The organism is Actinoplanes rectilineatus, from assembly GCF_000962825.1.
GTDB classification, from domain to species: Bacteria; Actinomycetota; Actinomycetes; order Mycobacteriales; family Micromonosporaceae; genus Actinoplanes; species Actinoplanes rectilineatus.
This window is the reverse complement of record NZ_JZKF01000019.1, coordinates 121,050-136,826: the sequence shown is the minus strand read 5'-3', so window position 1 is coordinate 136,826 and position 15,777 is coordinate 121,050. Positions and strand designations below refer to the sequence as shown.

13 protein-coding genes and 1 riboswitch are annotated in these 15,777 nt (G+C 68.9%); of the genes, 5 read left to right on the top strand and 8 right to left on the bottom strand.

The features are described from left to right. On the top strand, positions 1-184 hold a 184-nt coding region (locus WH85_RS52290; protein ID WP_211275381.1), incomplete at its 5' end, for a hypothetical protein. A 62-nt stretch (positions 185-246) separates the two neighbouring features. Here the strand turns inward: WH85_RS52290 and WH85_RS17100 are convergent. Beyond that, positions 247-1,908, bottom strand: a complete 1,662-nt coding sequence (locus tag WH85_RS17100; protein WP_045742867.1) for a sulfatase-like hydrolase/transferase — start codon at positions 1,906-1,908, stop codon at positions 247-249. 97 nt (positions 1,909-2,005) lie between these two features. On the opposite strand from WH85_RS17100, the gene WH85_RS17095 reads away from it, so the two are divergent. The 3 genes from WH85_RS17095 to WH85_RS17085 are packed head-to-tail and all read left to right on the top strand — an operon-like array spanning position 2,006 to position 6,367. Next, entirely contained in the window at positions 2,006-2,620 is a 615-nt protein-coding gene (locus WH85_RS17095; protein ID WP_045742866.1) for a TetR/AcrR family transcriptional regulator, read from the top strand. A 2-nt stretch (positions 2,621-2,622) separates the two neighbouring features. Beyond that, on the top strand, positions 2,623-4,359 hold the full coding sequence (locus WH85_RS17090) for an ABC transporter ATP-binding protein (RefSeq protein WP_045742865.1): 1,737 nt from the start codon (positions 2,623-2,625) through the stop codon (positions 4,357-4,359). A gap of 55 nt (positions 4,360-4,414) precedes the next feature. Next, positions 4,415-6,367, top strand: coding sequence for an ABC transporter ATP-binding protein (locus WH85_RS17085; protein ID WP_045742864.1), 1,953 nt, complete (start codon positions 4,415-4,417; stop codon positions 6,365-6,367). A gap of 63 nt (positions 6,368-6,430) precedes the next feature. Here the strand turns inward: WH85_RS17085 and WH85_RS17080 are convergent, their stop codons facing one another. The 7 genes from WH85_RS17080 to WH85_RS17050 all read right to left on the bottom strand — a co-directional run bounded on the left by WH85_RS17080 (position 6,431) and on the right by WH85_RS17050 (position 14,846). Next, entirely contained in the window at positions 6,431-9,427 is a 2,997-nt protein-coding gene (locus WH85_RS17080; RefSeq protein WP_063775516.1) for a Calx-beta domain-containing protein, read from the bottom strand. Positions 9,428-9,441: 14 nt separating this feature from the next. Further along, positions 9,442-9,521, bottom strand: a riboswitch (cyclic di-GMP riboswitch). A gap of 164 nt (positions 9,522-9,685) precedes the next feature. Beyond that, entirely contained in the window at positions 9,686-10,303 is a 618-nt protein-coding gene (locus tag WH85_RS17075) for a response regulator (protein ID WP_045742862.1), read from the bottom strand. Next, positions 10,300-11,478 carry a sensor histidine kinase gene (locus WH85_RS17070; protein ID WP_245673970.1) on the bottom strand — a complete coding sequence of 393 codons (1,179 nt, stop codon included), beginning with the start codon at positions 11,476-11,478 and terminating at the stop codon, positions 10,300-10,302. Before WH85_RS17070 ends, WH85_RS17075 begins: the two co-directional genes overlap by 4 nt. Beyond that, positions 11,439-12,230, bottom strand: a complete 792-nt coding sequence (locus WH85_RS17065) for an ABC transporter permease (RefSeq protein WP_045742861.1) — start codon at positions 12,228-12,230, stop codon at positions 11,439-11,441. Before WH85_RS17065 ends, WH85_RS17070 begins: the two co-directional genes overlap by 40 nt. After that, complete coding sequence (locus WH85_RS17060; protein ID WP_157411055.1) at positions 12,227-13,066, bottom strand: ABC transporter ATP-binding protein; 840 nt, start codon at positions 13,064-13,066, stop codon at positions 12,227-12,229. The genes WH85_RS17065 and WH85_RS17060 overlap by 4 nt, the downstream gene beginning before the upstream one ends. 86 nt (positions 13,067-13,152) lie before the next feature. Continuing rightward, positions 13,153-13,917, bottom strand: coding sequence for an ABC transporter permease (locus WH85_RS17055; protein WP_245673969.1), 765 nt, complete (start codon positions 13,915-13,917; stop codon positions 13,153-13,155). Then, the gene (locus WH85_RS17050) at positions 13,914-14,846 is read right to left on the bottom strand and encodes an ABC transporter ATP-binding protein (protein WP_045742860.1); all 933 of its coding nucleotides are present in this window, start codon (positions 14,844-14,846) and stop codon (positions 13,914-13,916) included. The genes WH85_RS17055 and WH85_RS17050 overlap by 4 nt, the downstream gene beginning before the upstream one ends. 121 nt (positions 14,847-14,967) lie before the next feature. Between WH85_RS17050 and rnhA the strand changes: the two genes are divergently transcribed. Beyond that, the gene (gene rnhA / locus WH85_RS17045; RefSeq protein WP_045742859.1) at positions 14,968-15,417 is read left to right on the top strand and encodes a ribonuclease HI; all 450 of its coding nucleotides are present in this window, start codon (positions 14,968-14,970) and stop codon (positions 15,415-15,417) included. The last annotated feature ends 360 nt before the right edge of the window (positions 15,418-15,777 follow it).

Below are 15,777 nucleotides of genomic sequence, written 5' to 3'. Positions count from 1 at the left end.
GCAGTCAGGGTCTGCCTCTGTGGTGATTTCGGGCGCTCAGCACGCCCGAATTCACCACACCCACAACAGCGTGGTGATTTGGGGCGTCCAGCGCGCCCGAATTCACCACACCCACAACAGCGTGGTGATTTCGGGCGTCCAGCGCGCCCGTATTCACCACACCACCAGGGGTGTGGTGAATTGAGGCGTCCAGCACGCCCGAAATCACCACACGGATGGGCTTCGCACCCTGACCACGAAACGTGTCTAGTGCGGGTCGTTCTCGGGCCCGTAGGCGGCGAGGAAGCGGTCCCGGAAGGTGTCCATCCGCCAGACCGGGGCCGCGGTGTCCGGCTTGATGCCGTCGGTCCAGCCCCAGGAGGCGATCCGGTCGAGGACCTTCGGGTCCTTGGCCACCACCGTGATCGGCACGTCGTGCGAGGCGTTCAGGCCGACCACGATCGAGTTGGGCTGGTGGTCGCCGAGGAACACCATCACGGTGTTCTCGTCGCCGTACTTCTCCAGGTACTGCATCAGCGAGTCGACCGAGTAGGCGATCGAGCGGGCGTACTCCGTGCGTACCCGATGATTGTCCTTGTAGAGACTTTGCGGGGTCTCGGCGTCGGCGACGACCGGGCCGTAGACGCTGCCGTCACCCATCGCGTCCCAGTCGAGCATGCCCGGCACCGGCGCCCACGGGGTGTGGCTGGACGTCAGTGTGATCTCGGCGGCCAGCTTCGGCCGGTCGGTCTTGCTGTGCTCCAGGTCGTGGTACGCCTTCATCACGAACTGGTCGGGCATCGACGACCAGCTGAACGCCGGGCCGTTGTAGCCCAGGGTGTGCGAGTCGTAGATGTGGTCGTATCCGTAGAACTGTCCTTCCGGCCAGGCGAAGGAGATGCCCGGTTCGACGCCGACCGACCGGTGCCCGGAGTTCTTGAACGCCCGGGTCAGCGTGAGCCGGTCCGAGGCGACCAGGCTGCGGTACCGTGCCTCGTTCTCCACCCACATGCCGGACAGGAAGGTGGAGTGGGCCAGCCAGCTGCCGCCGCCCGAGGTGGGTGAGGTGAGCCAGCCGCTGCGGGCGGAGAAACCGGCCTTGGCAAGCCGCTCGGTGTTGGCCGCGAGGCTGTTCAGGACCGCGCCGTTGAATTCCGGGTTCTCCACCGCGTCCCGGCCGTAGCTCTCGATGAACGCCAGCATCACGTCCTTGTCGCGCAGGGCGGTGAGCAGCTGGTCGCCGGGCTGGTCACGGTAGGCGTCGATCTTCACCTCGGCGGCGAACCTCTCCCGGTCCCTCAGATCGTTCGGCAGTGCCAGCGCGGTGTGCGCCGCCAGTTCCGAGGCGGTGTAGGACGCCACCGGGATGCCGCCGATCAGCTGTACGCCGAGGGCGGCGAGCGCGACCCAGGCGACACCCACCGTGCCGAGGCCCCGCCAGGCCCGGGCACGGTGGGCGGTCAGGATGCCGCCGAGCCGCTGGATCGCCCAGGTCATCCCGGCGACCAGGCCCACGGCGAGGAGGACGACGCCGACGGCGACGCCGATGGCGGAGGGCCGGCCGAGCGAGTCGACGAGGAAGTTGAAGCCGTCGTCGAAGAGCGCCCAGTCGAGCACCGGGTCGAACCGGCGGGCCAGCACCGCGAAGAAGCCGACGTCCACCAGTTTGACCACGGTCAGCAGGCCGAGGATCACGCCGATGGTGATCGTGAACACCCGGCGGAACCGTCCCTTCTGCGGTAGCGACAGCAGAAGCATCCCGGCTACCAAGGCTTCGACCGGAATGCGAACCAGCGCCGTCCACACCGAGTTTCCGGGCGGGAGCCGGGTGATCTGGTCCGGGACGATCAACGCCAGGAAGACCAGAAGCAGGGCGAATCCCGTGGTCACGTGCCGGAGGACGCGGCGGTACGGCTTGGTTGGGCTCACGTTCCTTTCATACGCCAACCGGCTGTTCCCGGTTCGACCGGTCACCCGTGACAAAAGTCAGTGGCTGAGTGAGCACTCGCTCATTACAGTGTGCGGCATGGAACCACGACGCCGTCGTGTCCCGGCCCTGGCGCCGGAGGAACGACGGGCCGCATTGATAGCCGCCACCATCCCACTGCTGCACCGGCACGGGCTCGAGGTGAGCACCCGCCAGATCGCCCAGGCCGCCGGAGTGGCCGAGGGCACGATCTTCGGCGTCTTCGAGAGCAAGAGCCAACTGGTGACCTGCTCCGTGATCAAGGCGCTCGACCCGCAGGCGACCCTGGACGGCCTGGCCGCCATCGACCGCGGGCTCGGGCTGCACGCCCGGGTCGCCCGGGCCGCCGAGCTGGTGAACGCCCGGTTCACCGAACAGGCTCACCTGATGCACTCCGCCCGCCGGCTGATCCTGGCCGGCGAGGGCGACACCGATACACAGGCGCGGATGGCCGCGTCCCGTGAGCAGTTGCAGGCCGCCATCGCCGACGTCATCGCGCCGGACGCCGGACGGCTGCGGGTCTCCCCCGCACGGGCGGCCCGCCTGCTCCTGCTCTTCTGCGGCGCGGAGGTCTTCGGGCCCTACGGCGAGCCGGCCTCGTTCCACGGCGACGACGCGGCATCCCTGCTGCTCGACGGACTGACCAAACCGGAATTCACTCGGGGGGATCGGTAACTGTGCTGATCAAACTGCTTCGTGTGCATCTGCGGCCGTACCGGAAGGAGATCACCCTGGTGGTCCTCTTCCAGTTCCTGCAGACGCTCGCGACGCTCTATCTGCCGGCGCTCAACGCCGACATCATCGACAACGGCGTGGTCAAGGGCGACACCGGCTATGTGATCCGGGTCGGCGGCGGCATGCTCGGCATCACCGTGCTGCAGATCGCCGCGCAGATCGTCGCGGTCTACTTCGGGGCACGGACCGCGATGGCGGTCGGCCGTGACCTGCGCGCCTCGATCTTCGACAAGGTGCAGGACTTCTCGGCCCGCGAGGTCGGACAGTTCGGCGCCCCGTCACTGATCACGCGGACCACCAACGACGTCCAGCAGATCCAGATGCTGGTGCTGCTCACCTTCACCCTGATGGTGTCGGCGCCGATCATGTGCGTCGGCGGCATCGTGCTGGCCATGCGCGAGGACGTCGCGCTCTCCGGCCTGCTGCTGGTGATCCTGCCGATCCTGGTCACCGTGATCGGCCTGCTCATCGTCCGGATGCGGCCGCTGTTCCGGTCCATGCAGACCCGTCTGGACCGGGTCAACAAGGTGATGCGCGAGCAGATCACCGGCATCCGGGTGATCCGGGCGTTCGTCCGCGACGATCACGAGCGGGAGCGTTACAGCGCCGCCAACGCCGACCTGAGCCACGTCTCGTTGCAGGTCGGCCGGGTGATGGCGCTGATGTTCCCGACCGTCATGCTGATCGTGAACATCTCCAGTGTCGCCGTGATGTGGTTCGGCGGTCACCGGATCGAGGACGCCGGCATGCAGGTCGGCGCGTTGACCGCGTTCATCGCGTACCTGATGCAGATCCTCATGTCGATCATGATGGCCACCTTCATGTTCATGATGGTGCCGCGTGCCGAGGTCTGCGCCGAGCGGATCAAGGAGGTGCTCGACACCGAGTCGAGCGTGGTGCCGCCCACCGCAGCGGTCACCGAGCTGGCGAGACACGGCGAACTCGAGCTCCGCGACGTCGACTTCCGCTATCCGGGTGCCGAGGCCTCGGTCGTCTCCGGGGTACGCCTGACCGCGCGTCCCCGGGAGATCACCGCGATCATCGGCAGCACCGGCAGCGGCAAGACCACCCTGCTCAACCTGGTCCCGCGACTGTTCGACGCCACCGGCGGCACGGTCCTGGTCGGCGGCGTGGACGTGCGCGAACTCGATCCGGACCTGCTGGCCCGCACCGTCGGCATGGTTCCGCAGCGGCCCTACCTGTTCAGCGGGACGGTCGCGTCCAACCTGCGCTACGGCAACCCGGACGCCACCGACGAGGACCTCTGGGCGGCGCTGGAGATCGCCCAGGCTCGGGACTTCGTCGAACGGATGGACGGACAGTTGGACGCCCCGATCGCGCAGGGCGGCACGAACGTCTCCGGCGGGCAGCGGCAACGGCTGGCCATCGCCCGGGCACTGGTGCACCGGCCGGAGATCTACCTGTTCGACGACTCGTTCTCGGCGCTCGACTACGCCACCGACGCCGCGCTGCGGGCCGCGCTGACCGGTTACATCGCCGACGCCACCGTGGTGATCGTCGCGCAGCGGGTCAGCACCATCCGCGACGCCGACCGGATCGTGGTCCTCGACGACGGCAAGGTGGTCGGCACCGGCACCCACGACGAGCTGATGCAGTCCGTACCCACGTACCGCGAGATCGTTCTTTCCCAGCTCACGGAGCAGGAGGCCACGGCATGACCGAGCGAAGCGAGTGTCATGTCCGTGCTCTTCACGGCTTTCCTGGAGGCACAGCATGACCGAGCGACCTCAGCCTCGGCCGGTGGGTGGGCCGCCGGCCGCCCGGATGATGATGGCGGGCGGACCGCCGGAGAAACTCGAGGACTTCAAGGGCTCCACGAAACGGCTGCTCGGCCTGCTGCGCCCGCAACGTGCCCTGGTCGGGCTGGTGCTGCTGTTCGGCGTCGCCGGCGTCACGCTGTCGGTGCTCGGGCCGTACATCCTCGGCAAGGCCACCGACGTGATCTTCGCAGGCGTGGTCGGCCGGATGCTGCCGGCCGGCGTCAGCAAGGCGGACGCCGTCGCCGGTCTGCGCGCCGAGGGCAACGACACCCTGGCCGACCTGCTCTCCTCCGTCGAGGCCGTCCCCGGACAGGGCATCGACTTCGACCGGCTGATGCGGATCCTCGCCTGGGTGGCGCTCATCTACGTGTTCGCATGGGTGTTCGGCGTGTTCCAGGGCCGGATCACCGCACGGGTGGTGCAGACCGCCGTGTTCGACCTGCGTAACCAGGTCGAGGAGAAACTGGCCCGGCTGCCGCTGTCCTACTTCGACAAGCAGGCGCGCGGCGAGGTGCTGAGCCGGGCCACCAACGACACCGACAACATCGCCCAGACCCTCCAGCAGACGTTCGCACAGATGGTCACCGCGATTCTGATGATCGTCGGCGTACTCGGCATGATGTTCTGGATCTCGCCCCTGCTGGCGTTGATCGCGCTGATCACGGTGCCGTTGTCGATCTGGCTGACCACCGTGATCGGCAAGCGGTCGCAGCCGCAGTTCGTCGCACAGTGGAAGACCACCGGCAGGCTCAACGGCCACATCGAGGAGATGTTCACCGGGCACTCCCTGGTCAAGGTCTTCGGTCGGCAGCACGAGGCCGCCGAGACGTTCCGGGAACACAACGACCGGCTGTACGCGTCATCGTTCCGCGCCCAGTTCATCTCCGGCCTGATCCAGCCCGCGATGATGTTCATCTCGAACGTCAACTACGTGCTGGTGGCGGTGGTCGGCGGTCTGCGGGTGGCGTCCGGCACCCTGACGCTCGGCGAGGTGCAGGCGTTCATCCAGTACTCGCGGCAGTTCAGCCAGCCGCTGACCCAGGTGGCCAGCATGGCCAACCTGGTGCAGTCCGGGGTGGCCTCGGCCGAGCGGGTGTTCGCCCTGCTCGACGCCGAGGAGCAGAGCCCCGACCCGGCGCCGGCCGACATGCCCCGGGTGCAGGGCCGGATCACCTTCGAGAACGTGTCGTTCCGCTACCTGCCGGACAAGCCGCTGATCGAGGACCTGTCCCTGACCGTCGAGCCCGGCCAGACCGTGGCGATCGTCGGCCCCACCGGCGCCGGCAAGACCACCCTGGTCAACCTGCTGATGCGCTTCTACGACGTGACCGGCGGCCGGATCACCCTGGACGGGGTGGACATCGCCACCATGCCGCGGGCGCAGCTGCGGGAGCAGATCGGCATGGTGCTGCAGGACACCTGGTTGTTCGGCGGCAGCATCGAGGACAACATCGGGTACGGCGCCGACGAGCCGGACCCCGCTTCGGTACGCGTCGCCGCCGAAGCCGCCCACGTGGACGGGTTCGCCAGGACCCTGCCGGACGGGTACGCGACGGTGATCGACGAGGAGGGTTCCAACGTCAGCGCCGGCCAGAAACAGCTGATCACGATCGCCCGGGCGTTCCTCGCCGAGCCGAGCATCCTGATCCTGGACGAGGCGACCAGCTCGGTCGACACCCGTACCGAGGTCCTGATCCAGCGGGCCATGGCGACCCTGCGGACCGGGCGCACCAGTTTCGTCATCGCCCACCGCCTCTCCACCATCCGCGACGCGGACGTGATCCTGGTGATGGAGAACGGCACGATCGTCGAGCAGGGCACCCACGACGCGTTGATCGCGGCGGACGGCGCGTACGCCCGGCTCTACTCGGCCCAGTTCGCCCAGGCCGTCACCGAGGTCGACTGACCTTCCCGGATCGCGAGAACGGGGGCGGCCATCCGGCCGCCCCCGTTGTCTACCGCTTGCCGGCTACTTGATGGTCACGGCCTTCGAGCCGCTCCACTCGCCGAGGATGCCCTCGGGGGTGTAGCCCGCGATGTAGGCGCGGAACGTCAGCTTCTTACCGCTGGCGATCTTCACCTGCTTCCAGTACGAGCCGTTGTCGCCGGTCTTGCCCTTGTAGACGGTCTTCCAGGCGCCGCTGACCCAGCTCTGGACGATGACGTCCTGGCCGGCGTCCTTCGGGTTGCCGGTGACGGCCACCTTCAGCCAGCCCTTGCCGGGCGAGGTGACGACCAGCGCCGGGTTCTGCTTGACGCGGACGACCAGCTCGTCGGAGGTCATCTCGCCGGACTTCACCTTGAACCGGTAGCCCTGTCCGATCCACCGCGAGAAGGAGTACATCCCGCTGCCGTCGGCTTCCACCGACCGGAGCTTCACGAACTCCTCCGGCTCCTCGCTCATCGGGGCGCCCCACAGCTCGACCCACGCCTTGGGCTCGTGCACCTTGCCCGCGATCGGCACCGCGATGGCGCCGGTCACGACCGGGTTCGGGGTGGTGATGGTCGGCTTGTCGCCGGTGCCCGGGTCGGTCGGGTCCGTCGGGTCCGTCGGGTCGGTCGGGTCCGTCGGGTCCGTGGGGTCGGTCGGGTCGGTCGGGTCGGTCGGCTTGCCGCCGTCGTTCGCCGCGATCTTGATGACGCCCTCGGTCACGGTGCCGAAGCCACCCAGCGGGGTGCCCCAGACCCGGATCGTCTCGTCCGGCTCCTCCTGCTCGTCGTCAATGATCTTGACGTCGGCGATGTGCAGGATGCTGCCCGACTCGGTGCCCGGGTCGATCGTCACCGTCTGGGTGCCCGGGTTGACGAAGTCACTCGGGTCGGCGGCCTTGTGGCCGTCGATCGCCGCACCGCCGAACTGGATGCTCGCGGTGAGCGCCTGGTCCGAGATGCCGGTGACGGTGCCGTTCACGACGACGGTCTCGCCCTCGTGGCCGACCACACTGTTGACCTCGAAATCCGGGGCCTTGTCGTCGTTCTCCAGCATCAGCGTCGCGGCGAACGGTCCGGCCGTCTCCACGTCGCTGGAGTTGGCCGAGGCCGGTGCCACCTTGAGGTTGACCGTCTCGTCCCGCTCGTTGATCAGGTCACCGTTGACCAGCACCACGCCGTACCCGGTCGTGCTCTCCGCCGGGATCAGGATGCTGGTGGTGGTGAGCAGGTAGTCGTTGCCGCCCACGACGCTCGGATCGGTGGTCGCCGTGCCGGTCATGGCGTCGGTGACATCGATGCTGATCGGCTTGTTGCTCGGGTTGCTCAGCTTGACCTGCAGCAGGAGGGCGGTGGTCATGTTGCCCTCCTTCATCTTGTAGTCGTCGAAGGTGATCTTCGGCTTGTTGTCGTCGTCCTTGATGTTGATGTCGTAGCTGGACGCGCCGAGCGTGGCGCCGACCGGGCTGCTCAGCTTGATGGCGAACTTCTCACCCGCGCCCTCGTAGATCATGTCGCCCACGATGTCGACGGTGAAGGTCGCGGTCTGGGCGCCGGCCGGGAACACCAGGGTGCCGGTCTTCGCGATGAAGTCCTTCACCGGCGAGGCGTCGACCGGGCTCTTCGCCTCGGCGGACCAGTTCACCTTCACGGTACGACCGGACGGGGTGTCCAGCTTCGCGGTGATGGTCCGGGCCGTCTTGCCGCTGTCGCCCTCCTGCACGTCGGTGGTGGCGATGCTGATCACCGGCGGCGTGCTGTCCTTGTCGATGATCGTGACATCGGCGGCCGACTTGGAACCGAGCACCGCGTTGGTGGGGTTCGCCAGCTGGAGGTTGAAGTCCTCCGGGGCCTCGTTCAGCGGGTCGGCGGTGATCGGCACCTTGCCGGTCGCCGTCTTCTCCTTGGCCTTGATCGTGAGGACGCGCTGCGAGGCGGCCGGATAGGTGAAGTCGGTGCCCGGCGTGGCGACCTCGTGGTCCTCGACCTTGGTCATCGGCGGGCCGGCGTCCCAGCGGACCGTGATCGGCTTGTCGGAGGCGATGTCGGCGACCAGCGGCACGTTCAGGTCGGTGCCCTCGTCGGCGGTCGGCAGGATGTCGCCGAGGCTGACCTTGGGCATCGGGTCGACATCGGTGATGCCCACCTGGAGCGACTTGTTGGCCGGCGCCGCCACGGCCATGGCGGACGCGTTCACGGTGAAGGTCTCGACCTCGGCGGTGTCCCGGAGGTTGTCCTTGGTGATCGGCACCTCGAGGGCCCCGCTCGTCTTCCCCTCGGGGATGACGATGGAGTCCTCCGCGACCGTGGTCGTGGCGACGTCGTCGGTGATCGTCGTGTAGTCACCGTTCGGCGAGTCCACCGTGGTCGCGATGGCCGTGCCGTCGACGGAGCTCAGCTTGACGGTCGTGTCCCGGCCGGAGGGGACGTCCAGCTTGGCGGTGATCACCGCTTTGGCACCGGTCGCCTCGGTCACCGGGCCGTTCGACGACAGCGAGTACGCGGGCGCGTCGTCGTTGTCGAGGATCTTGCCTTCGGCGCTGAACGGACCACCCGTCGTCGGCGCGACCGGAGTGACCTTGAAGGTGACGATCTCCGGAAGAGGGCCCTCGTAGAGCGCATCGTCGATGGTTCGGATGTTGACCGTCTTCTTCACGTCCGCCGTCGTGGTGCCGGACGGGAATGTCACGGTCGTGGTCGACGCGACGAAGTCGGATCCGGCCTTCGGCGCCCAGCTGACACCCGATTCGTTCGCTTTGGCCTCGACGGTCACCGTGTATACGGCGTTGGCAGTGGTGACACCGGCCGGCTGGGTGATGACGAAGCTGAGGTCGCCGCCCTCGACCGTCGAAGCGGCCGCGACGGTGATGTCGACGGGGTCCGCGAGGGCATAGGCAGGACTGACGAACGCTACCGTCGGGACCAGGCCGACGGCTGCCGCTACTGCCACGGACATGGCCGTTCGCAGGGACTTCTTGCCACGCAGCGCGAACGGAACCGAGCCGCTCTTGGCCGCATGGGCTTGTGGATAGCGCATGTCTTTCTTTCTCCTTCGGCGGCTGGGCTACCTCCGAACCGGGAGGCCCCTGGCTTTGCGTCCCCGTCTCGCGACGGGTTTGCCTTGTCGGGTACACGGCGCCCCAGGCGCCGGAAAACCGGCTTGAGCAGCGCAAACGCAGGATCGGCGATCAAGCGTGAGGTCGCGCCTTCCGTAATGTAACCGGCGTAAAGCACCCTTACCGAAGGATTAGAATATTTCTCGTAAACCCTCCCAAAGCAGATGCGCGTCGATGAGTCAGAGCAGGCCGTGGCGCATCGCGGTGGTCACCGCGGCGGTACGGTCGGCGACGTCCAGCTTGTTGAAGACCCGCAGCAGGTGGGTCTTCACGGTGGCCTCACTGATGAACAGCTGCCGGCCGATGTCGGCGTTCGTCGAACCCGCGGCGACCAGCCGCAACACCTCGGTCTCGCGCGCCGACAACGCCGGCGGGGCCGGGCTGCGCACCTGGCGGATCAGGGTCGAGGCGACACTCGGGGCCAGCACCGTCTCGCCGCGGGCCGCCGCCCGGACCGCGTCGGCCAGCTCCGACGGGGAGGCGTCCTTCAGCAGGTAGCCGCTGGCGCCGGCCTCGATCGCCCGCAGGATGTCACGGTCCGACTCGTAGGTGGTCAGCACCATCACCCGGATGTTCCCGTCCGCGGCCAGGATCCGGCCGGTGGCCTCCACCCCGTCACCACCGGGCATGCGCAGGTCCATCAGCACGATGTCGGGGCGTTCGGCGAGCGCCATCGCGGCGCCCTCGGCACCGGACGAGGCCTCACCGATCACCGTCAGGTCCGGCTCGGCGTCGAGCATGCCCCGCAGGCCCATGCGTACGACCGGATGATCGTCCACCAGCAGCACCCGGATCATGCCGGCACCTCCACCTCGATCGTCGTCCCGGTGTCCGCGTCGCTGCGGATCGTCAGCACCCCGCCGACCTGCTCGACACGGGACCGCATGCCGGGCAGACCGTATCCGCCGGCCGCCCGCGGGTCGAAACCACGGCCGTCGTCACGGACCACCAGGCGTACCGTGTCCGGCGCGTACGCCAGCAGCACCGCCACCTCGTTGGCCCCGGCATGCCGTCGCACGTTCGTCAGAGCCTCCTGGGCGGCACGCAGAAGTACCACCTCGACCGCGGTCGGCAGGTCACGGGGTTCGCCGGTGGTCCGGAAAGTGGCCGGCACCGAAGCCTCTTCCGCGAATCGCGAGGCTTGACGGCGTACCGAATCAAGAAGGCCTGAAGCCAGCGCAGCGGGTGAGAAAGCCGCAATGATCTCCCGCGACTCGGCCAGATTCTCCTTCGCGGTACGCACCGCGAGCGCCAGCCGTTCGTCGCGCAGCGCCGGGTCGGCCGCCTGGATCAGCGTGATGATGCTGGTGAAGCCCTGCGCGAGGGTGTCGTGGATCTCGCCGGCCAGCCGGGTCCGCTCGGCGGCGACGCCCGCCTCGTGGGAGAGGCGGGCGAGTTCGGCGCGGCTGGCCTCCAGCTCGGCGATCAGCGAGGCCCGTTCCTTGCTCTGCTCCACCATCCGCATGATCCACAGACCCATGCAGATGCCGGCACCGGTGGAGATGGCCGCGACCACCAGGTCCATCCCGATGCCGCCCGGGTCGTTGACCTGCTCGGTCGCCACCGGGATCAGGTTGACCAGCACCACCAGCACGATCGCCCGGCGCAGCGACACCATCTGGAACAGCAGCGGGATCATCGCGAACAGCAGCCAGGCGGCGACCGGCACGGCGGCCACCGTCACCGCGAAGAAGGCCATCTGGACGAGCGACACCACCAACGAGGCGGTGCTCTCCCGCTCCCGCGTGATCAACTGGTGCCCCACCACCAGGTGCAGCACGACCATGGCGGCCAGCGCACCGAGGGCGACATAGCGGCGCCCCGGCGTGGAACCCTCGTCCAGCAGGATCGCGGCGACCATCGACGTCGCGACCATCACGAAGAACACGTCCCACAGCCAGGGAGCCGGAATCGAGGACCCGGCCCGGTCCGTCACTTCGACCGGGAGCTCCACCGGAAGGTCAGCAGGCACAGCGCCAATCCGACCACACACCAGACACCGAGCACCATCGCCACCTGGCCGAGGTGCCATGCGCCACCGATCTCCTGCGCCTTGGCGGCATCCGGCAGGAAGACCGACCGGAAGGCCTGCGCCACCCAACGGACCGGGAAGATCGACGCGACGTTCTGCAGCCACTCCGGCAGCTGGATCACCGGGTAGATGAAGACACCGGAGATGAACTGCAGCGCCACCACCGGCACGTTCAAAATCGCCCCGGCGCTGCGGGCGTTCTTCACGATGGCACTCACCGCCACACCCAGCAGCGAACACACCACCACCGACAACACGAACACCCAGGCGAAGGTGAGCCAGTGCGCGGCCGGCGGCAGCGGCATGTCGAACACCAGGACACCCACCAGCAGCAGAAGCACCGTCTCGGCGACGCTCAGGAGCAACACCAGAAGGGCTTTTCCGATCATGTACGCGACCATCGGCATCGGCGTCCCGCGGAGGCGCTTGAGCGTCCCGTCCTCCCGGTCCAGTGCCAGCCCGGAACCCATCGTGACGAACGCGGTGGTCAGGATCCCGTACGCGATCATGCTGGCGGTGAAGATCCGGCTCGCGGCGGCGCCGCCGTCCTCCCCGTCACTGCCGAAGATCGTCCCGAAGAGCAGCAGGAGCATCGCCGGGAACAGGAAGGTGAAGACGACCGCCGCCCGGTCCCGCAGGAACTGCAGGATCTCGACGTGACCGCGGCTCAGGCTGACGGTGAGGGTGCTCATCGGGTGGCTCCGATCAGGCTCAGATAGGTGTCCTCGAGGGTCGGCCGGGTGACCGTCAACGTGGTGAGATCGGTGCCGTCCGCGAGCAGCCGCCCGAGCAGTTCCGCCGGGTCGTCGACGCGCTCCGTACGCGGCGTCCCGCCGGTGTCCCGCCAGCTGACCACGGCCTGAGCCGAGGCCCGCCCACCGAGCGTCGCCGGGGTGCCGGTGGCGACGATCTTCCCGGCGGCCACCACGGCGAGCCGGTCGGCGAGCGCCTCCGCCTCGTCGAGGTAGTGCGTGGTCAGCAGGATCGTGGTGCCGTCACCGGCCAGCGTGCGGATCAGATCCCAGAACCGGCGGCGCGCCTCCGGGTCGAACCCGGTGGTCGGCTCGTCCAGGAACAGCAGCTCCGGACGGCCGACGATGCCGAGCGCCACGTCGACGCGACGGCGCTGGCCGCCGGAGAGCGTACGGATCTTGCTGGTGCGCTTGGCGGTGAGCCCGACCAGCTCGATCACCTCGTCGGGCTTCCGCGCGTCCGGATAGAACCCGGCGACGTGCCGCACCATCTCGTGCACCGTCAGGTCGGCGGCGTCCTCGGCGTCCTGCAGCACGATCCCGATCCGGGACCGCCACGCGCCGCCCGCCGTGCCGGGGTCTTCCCCCAGCACCCGGACGTCCCCGCCGTCCCGGCGCCGGTGCCCCTCCAGGATCTCCACAGTGGTGGTCTTGCCCGCGCCGTTCGGCCCGAGCAGGCTGAAGATCTCCCCCCGGGCGACGACGAGGTCCACTCCCGCAACCGCGTCCCGCCCGCCGTATGTCTTACGAAGTCCGGTTACCTCGATGGCTTCCATGCCGTTGATGCTGCCGCCCGAACGCCTCCACACGGGACGACCGCGCGACTGTCATCCCCTGTCCACCGTTCGGTGGACGGCACCCGTCACTCCCAGCGGAAGTTGCGGGCGGCGGCGGTCAGCCAGACGACGGCCCACAGGGCCAGGCTCAGCCAGATGGTGAACGGGACGGACGCGCCGTTCATCAGGGTCTCGCGCAGCGCGTGGGCGTGCGCCGCCAGGGGCAGCAGGAACCAGCCGGCGGTGCCCAGGTCAGGGGCCTCGAACATGATGCCGCCGACGGACAGCATCACCACGTAGATCAGGGTGGCGGCGCCGGTGGTGGTCTCCGGTTTGAGGATGCTGGCCAGCAGCAGGGCCAGACCGGTGTAGCCGGCGGCGGCCAGCACCGTCACGCCGGCGGCCGGCAGCAGGTCGCTCAGCTCGGGGCGCCAGCCGACCGCGACCGCCACCGCGGACAGGACCAGCACCTGCACCACGACCTGCACCAGGATCGCGGCGACCTTGGCGAGCAGCAGGCCGGGCCGGGTCAGCGGCGAGGCGCCGAGGCGCTTCAGGACACCGTAGCTCCGCTCGTACCCCGTGGTGATGGCCTGTCCGGTGAAGGCGGTCGACATCACGGTGAGGGCGAGGACTCCGGGGACGACGTAGCCCAGACGGTCGTCGGTGGGAAGTTTCGTGACGTCGAACAGGCCGGCGCCGAGCATGACCAGCAGTGGCACGCCCATCGCCAGCACCACCGCCTCGCCGCGGCGGGCGGTCAGCAGGAGTTCCATCCGGATCTGCCGGCCGATGATGGCGCGCATCGGGGCGCGGCCGGGCGCCGGGGTGAACGTTCCGATGCTGCTCACTTGCCGGCTCCTACGGTGGCGTGTGCGGCGGTCAGGGAGAGGTAGACGTCCTCGAGGGTGCGCCGGCGGCTGTTGACCGCGGTGACCTGTGCGTCGGCGGCGGCGAACCAGGTGAGCACGCCGGCCAGGCCGGTGGTGTCGAGCGCGCCGGAGATCGTGTACTCCCCCGGGGAGGTCTCGGTGACGGTGTGGTGGGCGCGCAGCCCGGTCAGGTCGAGTCCCGGGTCGGCGCGGACCTCGAGCAGGTCGATGCCGGCCGCGGCGGTCAGTTCGGCCGGGGTTCCGGTGGCGGCGACCCGGCCGTTGCGCATGATGACCACGTCGTCGGCGAGGCGTTCGGCCTCGTCCAGCAGGTGGGTGGTGAGCAGCACCGAGACGCCGTCGGCCCGGAGTTCCTCGATGAGCTGCCAGGTGGTGTGCCGGGCCTCGGTGTCCATCCCGGCGGTCGGTTCGTCCAGGAACACCAGTTCGGGGCGGCCGACCAGGGCCACCGCGAGGCTCAACCGCTGCTGTTCGCCGCCGGAGAGCCGGCGGAACCGGGTGCGTTCGACTTTGCGCAGGCCGAGACGGTCCAGCAGCATGTCCGGGTCGAGCGGGTTCGCGGCGAAGCCGGCGAACAGCCGCAGGATCTCGCCGGCCGCCGCCCAGGGGTAGACGCCGCCGGACTGCAGCATGATGCCGAGCCGGGGCATCAGCTCGTCGTGGTCGCCGACCGGGTCCAGGCCGAGGACCCGGGCGGTGCCGTCGTCGGGGCGCCGGAAGCCTTCGCAGACCTGCAGCAGGCTGGTCTTGCCGGCCCCGTTGTGGCCGAGCAGTGCGAGCACCCGCCCGCGCCCCAGTGACAGGGAGACCCCGTCGACCGCCGTCGTGTCGCCCCAGCGCACGACGGCGTCCTTCACCTCGACCGCGGCCACGTCGCCACTCACCATGAGTCCCGCCCCATCGCTGTCAGTCCGCCAAGGCCACCTTACGGCGGTGTGTTGGGGCCCTCGGCTCGGCGGTACGCGGGATGGGATCAGTCACCTGATCAAACCCGATAGGGTGCGGCCCATGAGTGGCGTCGTGGAGATCTACACCGACGGTTCGTGCGCGCCCAACCCCGGGCCGGGCGGTTGGGGCGCGGTGTTGCGGTACGGCACGGCCGAGAAGGACCTGTACGGCAGTGAGGCCACCACGACCACGAACAACCGGATGGAGTTGATGGCTCCGATCCGCGCGCTGGAGACGTTGAACCGGGCTCCGCTGGTCGTCGACGTCTACACCGACAGTGTCTACGTCCGCAACGGCATCACCCAGTACATGGAGCGGTGGCGGAAGAACGGCTGGCAGACCGCGGCCCGTCAGCCGGTCAAGAACGTCGACCTGTGGCAGCGGCTGGACGCCGCGGTCCGCCGTCACGAGGTGCGCTGGCACTGGGTGAAGGGACATGCCGGGCATCCGGAGAACGAGCGTGCCGACCGCCTCGCGGCGCGGGGACTGGAGGAGGCCCGCTCTCGGTGACCGGCGGCCAGGTGGGGTCGGGCAGGGACGTGTAGACCACGCCGCCGACCGCGGCCGGATCCGGCATGCCCGGCCCGACGTGCGGCCGGGGCAGCGGGAAGCTCAGGTGCATCTCGGGTGTGATCGGCGCGATCCTGGGTGCGACCGGCGCCGGTGGCTGCTCCAGTGAGGCCCGGACCGCCATACTGAAGGTGCTGCGTGTGCCCGTGTCGTCCGTCGACGTGTTCTTCCGTCGCTGGTGCAGACGACCGGCCGCATATCCGGCGCAGGCGGTGAGTGCGGCGGCCAGGCCGGCGAGGATCACGATGTCGCCCGGAGCGGTCATGTCACGATTCTGGCGAATTCGATAGACCACGAGCT

Excerpts from the sequence above, each read along its gene's own strand:
- WH85_RS17095 (WP_045742866.1), top strand. The coding sequence starts at position 2,006 with ATGGAACCACGACGCCGTCGTGTCCCGGCCCTGGCGCCGGAGGAACGA.
- WH85_RS17080 (WP_063775516.1), bottom strand. The coding sequence starts at position 9,427 with ATGCGCTATCCACAAGCCCATGCGGCCAAGAGCGGCTCGGTTCCGTTC.
- WH85_RS17065 (WP_045742861.1), bottom strand. The coding sequence starts at position 12,230 with ATGAGCACCCTCACCGTCAGCCTGAGCCGCGGTCACGTCGAGATCCTG.
- WH85_RS17075 (WP_045742862.1), bottom strand. The coding sequence starts at position 10,303 with ATGATCCGGGTGCTGCTGGTGGACGATCATCCGGTCGTACGCATGGGC.
- rnhA (WP_045742859.1), top strand. The coding sequence starts at position 14,968 with ATGAGTGGCGTCGTGGAGATCTACACCGACGGTTCGTGCGCGCCCAAC.
- WH85_RS17060 (WP_157411055.1), bottom strand. The coding sequence starts at position 13,066 with ATGGAAGCCATCGAGGTAACCGGACTTCGTAAGACATACGGCGGGCGG.
- WH85_RS17050 (WP_045742860.1), bottom strand. The coding sequence starts at position 14,846 with ATGGTGAGTGGCGACGTGGCCGCGGTCGAGGTGAAGGACGCCGTCGTG.
- WH85_RS17085 (WP_045742864.1), top strand. The coding sequence starts at position 4,415 with ATGACCGAGCGACCTCAGCCTCGGCCGGTGGGTGGGCCGCCGGCCGCC.